An 11,565-nucleotide genomic window follows, 5' to 3' on the forward strand; every position below is an offset into this window, starting at 1 on the left:
GTCGAGCGCGCCGGCGCGGTCCGCCGGGCTGGCCGGCGCCGGGAGCCAGCCCACGCCCGAGGTGAGCACCGGGCCGGCCGGAGGGGCGACCGCCGGGCCCGTCCCGGGGGCGGGCGCGCCGGCCAGCACGCGCAGGTGGCTCTCCCACGCCCCCGCGGCGTCGTCCCACGACGCGCCGGCGGTCGGCGTGAGCAGGGACGCCGACGTCGACGCGACCCGGAGCTGCCCCCCGAACCGCGCGGCCAGGGCCTCGGCCGAGACGGCGAGGTCGGCGCGGGTCGCCTGCTCCGCGCGGTCGCGCTGCTGGTGGGCGTCGAGCGCCGAGGCGAGCAGGGACAGCGCCAGCCCGACGGGCACCAGCACGAGCACCACGAGCCGCACCCGTCTGCGGGCGCGGCCACCTGCGTCGTCCTGCATGCGCACCCCCTCCCCCAGCCCGCGGCGGCCGGCCCCGTCCGACCCGGGGGACGCCGTACCCGTCCCATCGGTCGGAAGGCGCGGCCGGGCGACCCCGGGCCGCAAGTTCACCCGGGTGCCGTGCGACGAGCACCCACCCGCGAGCCGTGCCCCCGGGGGCCGCCCGTCTCACCTACACTCGCGTGCGTGATCTTCAAGTCCGTGGGCGAGGGCAGGCCCTATCCCGACCACGGCCTGGTCACGCCCAAGCAGTGGGCCGACGTGCCGCCGCGCCAGGTCCGCCTGGACGAGCTCGTGACCACCAAGCGCACGCTGAACCTGGACAACCTCCTGTCGGAGGACTCCACGTTCTACGGCGACCTGTTCGCGCACGTCGTGCAGTGGCGCGGCGTCCTGTACCTGGAGGACGGCCTGCACCGCGCGGTGCGCGCCGCCCTGCACCAGCGGCCCGTGCTGCACGCGCGCGTCCTCGTGATCGAGTCCGATGAGCGCTGACCGCACGCCGGACGCCGCCCGTCAGCGACGCCGCCGGCACACCCGCGAGCGCCAGGCCGTCGTCTTCGGCGTGCTGCTCGGCGGCCTCGCCGTCGCGGCGTTCGGCGCCGCCGCCGTCTACACCGGGAACGTGTCGCTGCCGTTCCTGTCCCGCGACTTCTCGTCCCCCGAGCCGACGGGCCTGGCGGCGGAGGACTCGCCGTGCCCGCCCGAGGGCGCGACGCCGGTCCCGTACGGCCAGGTCAGCCTGAACGTGCTGAACGGCACCAACCGCGTGGGGCTCGCGGGCGACACCGCCGCGGCGCTCTCGCAGCGCGGCTTCACCGTCGCCCAGCAGCTCAACGCGAGCCAGATGGGCTACTCCACGTACGCGGGCACCGCGCTGATCCAGTTCGGCACGCAGGGCGTCGCCGCGGCGTACACCGTCGCCGCGCAGTTCGACACCCCGCAGCTCGTGCTGGACACCCGCGCGGACGCGTCCGTCGACGTCGTCGTCGGGTCGTCCTACAACGCGCTGGTCGCCGCGTCGGACGTGGTGCTGGTGGCGGACCAGCCGTTCGCCGTCCCGGAGGGCTGCATCGCCCTCGACCAGGTCACCCCGGTCCCGCAGGCCACCCCGCCGCCGGCCACCGAGGCCCCGGCGGAGGAGCAGGCCGCGGCCGAGGGCTGAGCCGCCCCGGCCGCCGGCCGTCAGCGCTCGAGCTCGACGCCGCCCGGGACGGACGCCGGCGACGCCGGCTCCTGGCTGGTGCCGCGCCACCGGGCCACGCCGCGCATGACGTGGTAGACGCCGATCGCCGCGGCGGTGCCGAGCGCGATGCCCTCGAACGTGAGGTCGCCCGCGGTCCAGGAGTAGTTGGCGATGCCGATCACCAGGGCCACGGCGGCCGTCGTGAGGTTCACCGGGTCGGAGAAGTCCACCTTGTTCTGCACCCAGATGCGGGCGCCGAGCACGCCGATCATCCCGTAGAGGACCGTCGTCGCCCCGCCCAGGACGCCGGCGGGGATCGTGTTGATCAGCTCGCCGAACTTCGGCGACAGGCTGAGCACCAGCGCGGTCGCCGCAGCCACCCAGTACGCGGCGGTCGAGTACACCTTGGTCGCCGCCATCACGCCGATGTTCTCGGCGTAGGTGGTCGTGCCCGAGCCGCCGCCGAGGCCGGCGAGCGTCGTCGCGAGGCCGTCGGCCAGCAGCGCCCGGCCGGTCAGCGGGTCGAGGTCCTTGCCGGTCATCGCCGCGACGGACTTCACGTGGCCGACGTTCTCCGCGATCAGCACGAACACCACGGGCAGGAACAGGCCGAGCAGCCGGGGCTCGAACGTCGGGGCGACGAAGTGCGGCAGCCCGAACCAGTCGGCCGCGCGGACCGCGGCGAAGTCGACCTCCCCGCGCAGCGTGGCGACGAGGTAGCCGACGACGACCCCGACCAGGATCGACAGCCGGCCGAGGATGCCTCGGAACAGGACCGCGGACAGCACGATCGCCCCGAGCGTCACGATCGCCGTGACCGGGGCGGCACGGAACCCGCTGCACGCACCCGTGTCGTCGCAGGTGCCCCACGCGGTCGGCGCGAGGTTGAAGCCGATCAGGGCGACGACGGTGCCCGTGACGACCGGCGGCATGACCAGGTCGATCCACCGCGAGCCGGCCAGGTGCACGACCAGGCCGATCACCGCGAGCAGCACGCCGGTGGCGAGGATGCCGCCGACGGCCGCGGACTGCCCGCCCGAGGCGGTCGCGGCGACGATCGGGCCGATGAACGCGAAGCTCGACCCCAGGTAGGACGGCAGCCGGTTCCGCGTGACGAGCAGGAACACCACGGTGCCGACGGCCGAGAACAGCAGGGTGGTCGCCGGGGAGAACCCGGTCAGCAGCGGCACCAGGAAGGTCGCGCCGAACATGGCGACGACGTGCTGCATGCCGATGCCGATGGTCCGCGGCCAGGACAGCCGCTCGTCGGGGGCGACGACCGCTCCCGGCTCGACCCTCCTGCCGTCGCCGTGCACCCGCCAGCCGATCGCGCTCACCGAGGTCCTCCTCCTGAGTCGGCGCCCCGGTCGGTCCGCGCGCCGCAGGGCAGGCTAGCGGGTGACGCGTCACCCGACCGGCCGCGCCCACGGGTCGCGCCGCCGGCCCCGCCCCGGCCGTGCCCCGGCCGCGCAGGGTGCCCGCGTAGGGTGTGGCGCGGCCCGTGACCGTCCGCCGTGGAGGTGCCCCATCGACCGGCTGCTGCGCTCGCGCGTCGCGTTGTGGACCGCGTTCGTCGCCGTCCACGGCTGGATCGCCTACGTCGGGACGGTGCTGATCCCGGCGCGCGCGTTCTGGGACCTCGACCTGTACCGCTGGTGGATGTGGCAGGGCCTGCACCAGGGCGTGTGGCCGGTGCTCGACGGCGACTGGGTCTACCCCGCCGGCGCCGTGCTGCCGATGCTGCTGCCCGCGCTGGTCGACGCCGTCGGCACGCAGCCGTACGCGGTCGCGTGGTCGGCGCTGATCACGCTGCTCGACGCCGTCGCCGTGGTCGTGCTGCTGCGGTACGCGGGGCGTCCGGCGCGGGACGGGGCGGTCCGCGGCGACGTCGTGCCGCCCGCGCGGGACCCCGCCGTGGGCGCGTGGTGGTGGCTCGCCTTCATCCTGCTGCTCGGTCCCGTCGCCGTCGGCCGGCTCGACGCGGTGGTGGCGCCGGTGGTGGTGATCGCGCTGGCGGTGGCCCTGCGGCATCCCGCGGTCGCGTCCGCGCTGCTCACGTTCGGCGCGTGGGTCAAGGTGGCGCCGGGCGCGCTGCTGCTGCCCCTGGTGCTGGTGCTGCGCCGCCCCTGGCGGGACCTGGTGCTGCCGGCCGCCGCGGTCTGCGCGGTCGTGGCCGGGGCGGTCGCCGCGGGCGGCGGGCTCGGGCACCTGACGAGCTTCCTGGGCGAGCAGGGCGAGCGCGGGCTCCAGGTGGAGTCCGTGGCGGCGACGCCGTTCGTGCTGGCGGGGATCGCGGGCGGGATCGGCGGCGAGCCGGTGCGGGTGGTGCTCAACCAGGAGATCACCACGTGGGAGATCGCCGGTCCGGGGACCGCCGCCGTCGCGGGCGCGCTCGGGGTGCTCCTGCCGGTGGCGCTCGCCGCGGTCACCGCGCTGCTCGCGTGGGTGCGGCTGCGCGGCGGGGACCGGCTGGACACCGCCGGCCTCCTCGCCCGCGGGGCGCTGCTCGTCGCCGTGACGCTGATCCTGGCGAACAAGGTCGGGTCGCCGCAGTTCGTCGGGTGGCTCGCCGGGCCGGTCGTCGTCGGGCTGGCCCGGCCGGGCGCGGGCGGCGTGCCGTCCTGGCGGGTGCCGGCGGCGCTGGTGCTGGTCATCGCCGCGCTCACCCAGATCGTGTTCCCGATCGCCTACGACGGGATCACGGCGCAGCAGGTGGGCCCGTCGCTGGTGCTCGTGCTGCGGAACCTGCTGCTGGTCGCCCTGCTCGTGGCGGTGGCCCGCGACCTGGCCCGCGCGGGGCGCGCGGGGTCGCGGGCCACCGGCCCGGGCGAGGAGGCGCGCGTCAGCGCACCTGCGGCATGACCTCGGAGGCGATCAGCTCCAGGTGGTCCAGGTCGTGCAGGTCGAGCACCTGCAGGTAGACCCGGGTGACGCCCTGCTGGGCGAGCGTGCCCAGGCGGTCGACCATCGCGGTCGGCGTGCCCGCGATGCCCACCGCGCGCACCTCCTTGGGGTCGCGGCCGATGGCGGCGGCCCGGCGGTCCACCTCGGCGTCGTCCCGGCCGCCGGCCAGGACCAGCGCGGCCGACATCGTCAGGGTCTGCGGGTCGCGGCCGATGGCGCGGCACGCCTCGCGGACCGTCTCCAGCTTCTCGCCGACCACGTCCAGCGGCGGGAACGTCAGGTTGAACTCGGACGCGAACCGGGCGGCGAGCGCCGGGGTCTTGCGCGGGCCGAGGCCGCCGACGATCACCGGGACGCCCGGCCGCGACGGGTCGAGCGGCGAGGCCTGCACCGGCTTGGGCAGCGCCGGGCTGCGCGTCAGGGTGTAGTGCTCGCCGGCGTGGTCGAACCGCTCCCCGACCGGGGTCCCCCACAGGCCGGTCACGACCTCGAGCTGCTCGGTGAGCAGGCCGAACCGCTTGTCCGGGAACGGGATGCCGTAGGCGGCGTGCTCCTCGGCGTACCAGCCGGTGCCCAGCCCGAGCTCCACGCGCCCGCCGGACATCTGGTCGACCTGCGCCACCTGGATGGCCAGCACGCCGGGGTGCCGGAACGTGGCCGACGACACGAGCGTGCCGAGCCGGATGCGGCTGGTCTCGCGGGCCAGGCCGGCGAGCGTCGTCCAGGCGTCGGTCGGGCCCGGCAGCCCGTCGCCGGAGCCCATCGACAGGTAGTGGTCGGAGCGGAAGAAGGCGTCGAAGCCCAGGTCCTCGGTGGCGCGCGCGACGGCGAGGAGGTCGTCGTAGGTGGCGCCCTGCTGCGGTTCGGTGAAGATCCTCAGGTCCATGCGGGCAGCCTTTCACGGTGCGCGGGGTGGGTCGCGCCACGGGCCCGGCGGTACCGTCGGGGGCGTGCTGCGCGGCGTCCGGTGGTCGAGCCTCGCCGTCGTGCTGACCGCGACGGTGCTGGCGCTGGTCTGCCTCGTGCTCGCCCTGCGCGGCCGGCCCTGGGCGTGGCTGGTCGGGTTCGTGTGCGCCGCCACCGCGGTGCGGGAGGTCCGGGCGCTGCAGCGGCTGGACCGGCGGGCCGACGGACGCGCCCCGGCCCGGCGCGCTCGGCCCGCCCGGCCGCCGCGCGCGTGAGACGGTGAGGGCATGGTGACGCAGCTCGGTCTGGCCCTCGATGCGCTGGCGGTCGCGGACTGGCGGCGGCGCACCGCGCAGATGTACGCCGACGTGCGCCGGCTGGCCGAGTCCGACCCCGCCGCCGCGCACGCCGAGTGGGTCGCCCGCCGCGACGAGCTGTTCGGCACGCACGCCGCGTCCCCGCTGCACCACGCCGCCAAGGCGGTGTTCGAGGGGCTGTCCGTCGCGCCGTACGACCCGGCCTACCGGTTCGAGGTGCGGGTGCGGGCCACGTCCGCGCAGCGGCTCGAGGTCGCGACCGGGACCGACGGTGTGGTGCCGTTCGACCGGGTCGGGCGCGTCGAGCTCGACGGCCTCGGGTCCCTGTCGGTGTGGGCGCTGCGCACCTACGGCGGCGGCATCTTCATCCCGGTCAAGGACGCCACCTCGGGCAAGGGGACGTACGGCGGCGGGCGGTACCTGCTCGACACCATCAAGCACGCGGACCTCGGGCGGGCCACCGACGGCGGGCTGATCCTCGACCTGAACTTCGCGTACAACCCGTCCTGCGCGTACGACCCGGCGTGGGCGTGCCCGCTCGCGACCCGCGGGAACGTGCTGCCGGCGCCCGTTCCGGTGGGCGAGCAGCAGCCGGACCCGAAGCTGGTGGCGGACGTCGACCTGGGCTGAGGCGCGGCCGGGTCAGCGGTCGCGGCGCCCCGCGCGGCGGATCCGGAACGTGCCCGCCGCCAGCCCGAGCACGAGCATCGCGGTGAGCGCGACCCACAGCGGCGTCGTCACCGTGGTGGCGAGCAGGTGGACCCGGACCGGCTGGCGGTTCTGCGCCGCGAACACCACGGCGACCACGACCAGCAGGACGCTCAACCAGCGGCGCTGGAGGAAGGTCACGACGGGGTTCGGGCGGCTGGTCGGGCTCTCGGTGCTGCTCATCGCGTGCTCCTCCGGTGCCGTGGTGCGGTCGGGGCGGGCCGGGCCGCCCGTTCCGAGCATGGCCCACGCGGTCACCCGCCACCAGCGCCTACGCTGACCGGCGTGCCCGTGACGATCGAGACCCGCACCCCCGGCGAGATCACCCCCGCCGAGCTGTACGCCCTGCTCCGGCTGCGCGTCGACGTGTTCGTCGTCGAGCAGACCTGCCCGTACCCCGAGCTCGACGGCCAGGACCTGCTCGACGACTCCCTGCAGGTGTGGGCGCACGACGACGGCGAGCTGCTCGGCACCATCCGCGTGCTGCGGGCGGGCAGCGACCACCCGGCCATCGGGCGGGTGGCGACGGCCGCGGCCGCGCGGGGACGGGGGGTCGCCGGGACGCTGCTGGAGCACGGGATCGCGCTCTGCGGGCCGGGCGCGACGATCCACCTGCACGCGCAGGCGCACCTCGAGGCCTGGTACGGCCGGTTCGGGTTCGAGCGGGCGGGCGCGGACTACGACGAGGACGGGATCCCGCACGTGCCGATGGTGCGGACGCCGCGCTGAGCGGGGCGCGCGGGGGCGCGGCGGGCGCGGGTCAGCGCTGGCAGGTCGGGCACCAGTAGAGCTTGCGGCCCGCCATCTCCTCGACGACGACGGGGGTGCCGCAGGTCCGGCACGGCTCACCGGCGCGGCCGTACACCCAGTGCCGCTGGGCCGGGTCCCGCAGCGCCGCCGCGCGGCCGGCGTCGTCCAGGTCCTCCCGGGTGAGCATCACCCCGGTGGCGATGCCGTCGGCCAGCAGGACCGACCAGTCGTCCCACAGGGCACGGGCCGTCTCCGTCGGCACCCGCTTGCCGGGCGTGTGCGGGTCGAGGCGCGCGCGGTAGAGCAGCTCCGCGCGGTAGATGTTCCCGATCCCCGCGACCACCGCCTGGTCCATGAGCAGCTGCCCGACGGCGGTGCCGCGCGCGGTGAGGCGCTGCACCATCACGTCGGCGGCGGTCCCCGGGCCGGGGGCGACGGCGTCCGCCACCGAGCCGTCGGCCTCCCCGGGCTCGTGGTGCGCCGCCCCGGTGGCCGCCGCGACCGCGTGCGGGTCGGCCATCCGGGCGCGCACGTCGTCCTCGACCGCCGGGTCCGGGCCGAGCCTGGCGAGCGCGGCGGCCGTCGCGGCGGGGTCCAGCACCTCGCACGCCGTGGGCCCGCGCAGGTCGGCGACGGTCTGCTCGGTCGCCAGCCGCACCCGCACCTGGCCGACCGGCTCCGGCGGGAAGTCCTCGAGCTCCGTCCCCTCGTCGCCCTCGCGCTCCCCCTCGCCCATCCGGACCGACCGGCGCACCCGCGGGGCGCCGAGGCTCGCGACCGCGCCGCCGCCCTCCACCAGCGGCGACACCACGCCGAGGAAGTCCCACGCGCCGTACAGGCCGAGGTGCACCCGCAGCACGTGCCCTCCGGCGAAGCCGAGGAACAGCTGCTTGCCGACGGCGGCCGAGGTCAGCAGCTCGCGCCCGTCGAGCAGCGCGGCGCCCTGGGCGAACCTCCCCTGCGGCGAGGACACCGCGACGCGGTGCCCGACGAAGTCCCGCGCGAACTGCCGGGCGATGCGGTGGACGGTGTGACCCTCGGGCATGCGCCCAGGCTAGGGGCCGCGTCCGACACCCGCCGGGGTGGGCCGGCGGGGCGGGGCTCAGTCGTCCCAGAAGGCGGTCCAGAGCCCGACGAGCAGCGCGACCGCGAGCAGCCCGACCGCCGGCCACACCGCGGCCGACCACGTCCAGGCGGCGGCGAGCTCCTCCATCGCGTCCCGGCCGTGCAGGACCCGGCCCAGCAGCGCGGCGGCGGCCCGGAGCGCGAGCTCCAGCACGACGTCGACCGCGCCGGTCAGCACGGGACCGCCCGGCGGACGCGGGGCCGGAGGTCGGCGTCTCGGCAGGTCACGGGCCCATCCTGCCAGGCACAGCGGGCGCACAGCCAGCGCCCGGTCGCGGGTCGCCCGCGGCGTCCCCCGCACCCCGTGCCGGCAGCGGGCACGGCAGAGGGCCCGGACGACCGCGGGTACGCTGCGAGGACCGACCGCTCGGACCGATCAGGGGGCACCACATGGCCGCGAGCACGCCACCGGAGACCACCACGACCGCCGACCGCGCACGCCGCACCCGGGTCGCCGTGGCGACCGTGGTGGCGATCGCGCTGCTGGTCGCGGCCGGCGTCTGGTTCGCGTCCGCGCAGCGCTCCCGGGCGCAGGACGCCGCGGCGCTCGACGAGGCCCTCGCCCGGCTGGAGCCGGTCGCCACCGAGCTGCAGCAGTCGATCGGCTCGTCGCAGGAGGCGCTCACGTCCGTCGAGGGCCGGCTCACCGACCCGGCCCTGGGGACCGCGCTCGCCGACGCGCTGACGGCGGCCGAGGCGCTGGACACCACCGCGCCGACCGAGGGCTCCCCGGCGGAGCAGGTCGCGGCGGTCGAGAAGACGCGCGACGCGGCCCTCGACCACCTGCAGACGATCCAGGACGCCTCCGCCGCGGTCTTCGAGGACAGCTACCGCTTCGACCTCCAGCAGGAGGTCCGGGCGCGCGACGCCGCGGTGGCGGCGCTGGACGGAGCGGCCGACGCGGGCCGGCAGGCCCTGGCCGCGGGCACCGGCGACGCCGACGCCCGGGCCGCGCTGCAGGGCGCGCTCGACGCCGCGGCGGCCGTGACCGCCGCCACGGTCGACACCGAGGACATCGACGCGATCATCGGCGCGACCACGGCGGCCGACGAGGCGCGGACGGCGGTCGAGGCCGCGACGGCGGCGCTCGGGGGCTGAGCCGCCCCGCTCACCCGTCGGCGAGCGGCACCTCGCCCTTCACGTCGTCGTACCCCTGGGCGGCCGGCAGCTCGCCGGGCGCGTACACCAGGCGGACCACCCCGGTCGGGAACACGTCCGACGCCAGCAGCCGCAGCGGGTACACCGGCGCCCCCTCGTCGAACAGCCGCTCCCCGGCCCGGGCGGCGACGGGGTGCACCAGCAGCCGGAGCTCGTCGAGGAGGCCCGCCGCGAGCAGCTGCCGCACCACCGACAGCGACCCGGGCACGACGACCTTGCCGACGCCGGGCTGCGCCTTGAGCGCGGTCACGGCCTCGACCAGGTCGCCCTCGACGCGCTCCGCGTTCCGCCAGCCGAGGTCGGCGGTGCCGCGGGTGGCGACGAGCTTGCGGGTGTCGCCGAGCTGCGTCGCGAACGTGGCGTCCACGTCTCCGGCGGCCTCGCGCTCCGGCCACGCGCCCGCGAAGCTGTCGTACGTGACCCGGCCGAGCAGCAGGACGTCGGCGCCCGCGTAGTCCTCGCTGACCGCGGCGCCCATGTGGTCGTCGAAGTACGGGAAGTGCCACGCCGGGTCGATCCCGGCGACGCCGTCGAGCGAGATGAACAGGGTGGAGACGATCGTCGCCATCGCGGGTCCTCCTTCGGGCGGGCGCCGGGCGCCGCACGGGTGGCTGGTCCCTCATGAGACCCCACCCGCGCGGCGCGTGCCTAGACCCCGTCACCGGCCCGGTGCGTACGCCCCCGCCGCCAGGTCCTCGAGCAGCGTCGGGCCGGTGGGTCGCCAGCCCAGCCGCTCCCGGGTCAGCGCGCTGGACGCGGGCAGGTCGAGGGCGAAGAACCCGCCGATCCAGCCGAAGTGCGCCGCCGCCTCCTCGGACGGCACCGACGCGGCCGGGAGCCCGAGCGCGCGTCCGATCGCCTCGGCGATCTCGCGGGCCGGCACACCCTCCTCGCCGACGGCGTGCACCACCGGCACGTCTCCCTGCGCCGCCGCCCGCGCCAGCGCGAGCGCGATCAGGCGCCCGGCGTCCGACCGGTGCACCGCGGGCCACCGGTTCGCCCCGTCGCCGACGTAGCCCGCGACGCCCCGCTCGCGCGCCACCCGGACGAGCTCCGCGACGAACCCGTGGTCCCCGGACCCGTGCACCGTGGGCGCGAACCGGAGCGCGACGGGGCGCACGCCGCGCCCCGCGAGTCCGAGCGCGTAGGCCTCGCTCGCGCCGCGCGGGGCGTCGGGAGCGGTGTGGGGCGACGCGAGGTCCTCGGTCAGCAGCCGGCCGGGGGCGACGCCGGCGATGCCGGACGCGAGCAGCAGCGGCCGGTCGGTGCCGGCGAGCACGTCGCCGAGCGCCTCGACGGCGGCGCGCTCCGTCCGGCCGGACGCGGCCATGTCGCTGAAGTCGTGCGTGAACGCGAGGTGCAGGACGGCGTCGGCGTCCTCGGCGCCGGCCCGGAGCGCCGCGAGGTCGTCGAGGTCGCCGCGCCGGACCTCGACCCCGGTCGTGGCGAGCGAGGCGGCGGACGCCTCGGAACGGGCGAGGCCGACGACGTCGTGCCCCGCGGCGAGCAGCTCGGGCACCGCGGCCGAGCCGATCCAGCCGGATGCACCGGTGACGAACACACGCATGGGAGTCCTCCTGGACGAGCACCCGGGGCACCCCCGGGGCGGCTGATGTCAGTCGCTGTCATCACCGTACGCCCGATGTCAGGCACTGTCATCACTAGACTGACCGCATGGGACGCTGGGAGCCGGACGCGCAGGGCCGGCTGGCGCGCGCCGCGCTGGAGCTGTACGCCGAGCAGGGCTACGAGCAGACCACCGTCCAGGACATCGCCGAGCGGGCGGGCGTCACCGAGCGCACCTTCTTCCGGTACTTCGCCGACAAGCGCGAGGTGCTGTTCGACGGCGCGCACACCCTGGAGCGCCTGGCCGTCGCCGGGGTCGCCGCCGCGCCGCCCGGCGCGGGACCGCTCGAGGCCGCCGGCGCGGGCGTCGTCCGGGGCTGCGACGCCCTCGCCGACCGGTTCCCGCACGCCCGCACCCGTGCGGGGGTCGTCGCCGCGAACCCCGGGCTGCAGGAGCGCGAGCTGCTCAAGATGGCCGCGCTCGGCCGTGTGGTCGCCGCGGCGCTCCGAGACCGCGGCACGCCCGAG

16 protein-coding genes are annotated in these 11,565 nt (G+C 76.8%); 8 read left to right on the forward strand and 8 right to left on the reverse strand.

Annotation, left to right across the window (positions count from 1 at the left end; translation table 11 throughout):
* Positions 1-417 (reverse strand): hypothetical protein (locus FA014_RS13865; protein ID WP_230323158.1); only part of this gene is annotated, 417 nt, incomplete at its 3' end.
* Positions 418-603: 186 nt separating this feature from the next.
* Here FA014_RS13865 and FA014_RS13870 point away from each other — a divergent pair.
* Both FA014_RS13870 and FA014_RS13875 read left to right on the forward strand, forming a co-directional pair.
* Positions 604-912, forward strand: a complete 309-nt coding sequence (locus tag FA014_RS13870; RefSeq protein WP_154730251.1) for a type II toxin-antitoxin system VapB family antitoxin — start codon at positions 604-606, stop codon at positions 910-912.
* Entirely contained in the window at positions 902-1,582 is a 681-nt protein-coding gene (locus FA014_RS13875) for a LytR C-terminal domain-containing protein (RefSeq protein ID WP_154730252.1), read from the forward strand. Before FA014_RS13870 ends, FA014_RS13875 begins: the two co-directional genes overlap by 11 nt.
* 20 nt (positions 1,583-1,602) lie before the next feature.
* Here FA014_RS13875 and FA014_RS13880 read toward each other — a convergent pair whose 3' ends face one another.
* Positions 1,603-2,940, reverse strand: a complete 1,338-nt coding sequence (locus FA014_RS13880) for a uracil-xanthine permease family protein (RefSeq protein WP_154730253.1) — start codon at positions 2,938-2,940, stop codon at positions 1,603-1,605.
* Between the two features lie 220 nt (positions 2,941-3,160).
* Here FA014_RS13880 and FA014_RS13885 point away from each other — a divergent pair, with 220 nt between their 5' ends.
* Complete coding sequence (locus FA014_RS13885) at positions 3,161-4,465, forward strand: glycosyltransferase 87 family protein (RefSeq protein ID WP_230323159.1); 1,305 nt, start codon at positions 3,161-3,163, stop codon at positions 4,463-4,465.
* Here the strand turns inward: FA014_RS13885 and FA014_RS13890 are convergent.
* The gene (locus tag FA014_RS13890; protein WP_154730254.1) at positions 4,446-5,393 is read right to left on the reverse strand and encodes an LLM class F420-dependent oxidoreductase; all 948 of its coding nucleotides are present in this window, start codon (positions 5,391-5,393) and stop codon (positions 4,446-4,448) included. The genes FA014_RS13885 and FA014_RS13890 overlap by 20 nt on opposite strands.
* 64 nt (positions 5,394-5,457) lie before the next feature.
* On the opposite strand from FA014_RS13890, the gene FA014_RS13895 reads away from it, so the two are divergent.
* Together FA014_RS13895 and FA014_RS13900 are read left to right on the forward strand one after the other, a co-directional pair.
* Complete coding sequence (locus tag FA014_RS13895; protein ID WP_230323160.1) at positions 5,458-5,688, forward strand: hypothetical protein; 231 nt, start codon at positions 5,458-5,460, stop codon at positions 5,686-5,688.
* Between the two features lie 12 nt (positions 5,689-5,700).
* Positions 5,701-6,360: a DUF1684 domain-containing protein gene (locus FA014_RS13900; RefSeq protein ID WP_154730255.1), complete on the forward strand. Its 660-nt coding sequence runs from the start codon at positions 5,701-5,703 to the stop codon at positions 6,358-6,360.
* A 12-nt stretch (positions 6,361-6,372) separates the two neighbouring features.
* Here FA014_RS13900 and FA014_RS13905 read toward each other — a convergent pair whose 3' ends face one another.
* A complete protein-coding gene (locus tag FA014_RS13905) occupies positions 6,373-6,621 on the reverse strand; it encodes a LapA family protein (protein WP_154730256.1) in 249 nt (82 codons plus the stop codon).
* 102 nt (positions 6,622-6,723) lie between these two features.
* Here FA014_RS13905 and FA014_RS13910 point away from each other — a divergent pair, with 102 nt between their 5' ends.
* A complete protein-coding gene (locus FA014_RS13910; protein WP_154730257.1) occupies positions 6,724-7,167 on the forward strand; it encodes a GNAT family N-acetyltransferase in 444 nt (147 codons plus the stop codon).
* Positions 7,168-7,198: 31 nt separating this feature from the next.
* On the opposite strand, the gene FA014_RS13915 is transcribed toward FA014_RS13910, so the two are convergent.
* Together FA014_RS13915 and FA014_RS13920 are read right to left on the reverse strand one after the other, a co-directional pair.
* A complete protein-coding gene (locus tag FA014_RS13915; RefSeq protein WP_154730258.1) occupies positions 7,199-8,233 on the reverse strand; it encodes an Fpg/Nei family DNA glycosylase in 1,035 nt (344 codons plus the stop codon).
* 57 nt (positions 8,234-8,290) lie between these two features.
* On the reverse strand, positions 8,291-8,491 hold the full coding sequence (locus FA014_RS13920; RefSeq protein ID WP_154730259.1) for a hypothetical protein: 201 nt from the start codon (positions 8,489-8,491) through the stop codon (positions 8,291-8,293).
* 212 nt (positions 8,492-8,703) lie between these two features.
* Here FA014_RS13920 and FA014_RS13925 point away from each other — a divergent pair, with 212 nt between their 5' ends.
* Positions 8,704-9,411 (forward strand): hypothetical protein, encoded by a 708-nt coding sequence (locus tag FA014_RS13925; protein ID WP_154730260.1) that lies wholly within the window; start codon positions 8,704-8,706, stop codon positions 9,409-9,411.
* Positions 9,412-9,421: 10 nt separating this feature from the next.
* Here the strand turns inward: FA014_RS13925 and FA014_RS13930 are convergent, their stop codons facing one another.
* Positions 9,422-10,039 carry a dihydrofolate reductase family protein gene (locus tag FA014_RS13930; protein ID WP_154730261.1) on the reverse strand — a complete coding sequence of 206 codons (618 nt, stop codon included), beginning with the start codon at positions 10,037-10,039 and terminating at the stop codon, positions 9,422-9,424.
* A 90-nt stretch (positions 10,040-10,129) separates the two neighbouring features.
* Positions 10,130-11,038, reverse strand: coding sequence for an SDR family oxidoreductase (locus FA014_RS13935; RefSeq protein WP_154730262.1), 909 nt, complete (start codon positions 11,036-11,038; stop codon positions 10,130-10,132).
* 107 nt (positions 11,039-11,145) lie between these two features.
* Between FA014_RS13935 and FA014_RS13940 the strand changes: the two genes are divergently transcribed.
* The coding region (locus FA014_RS13940) for a TetR family transcriptional regulator (protein ID WP_154730263.1) at positions 11,146-11,565 on the forward strand (420 nt) is incomplete at its 3' end.

It is taken from the genome of Cellulomonas hominis (assembly GCF_005239125.1).
GTDB lineage: Bacteria > Actinomycetota > Actinomycetes > Actinomycetales > Cellulomonadaceae > Cellulomonas > Cellulomonas hominis_A.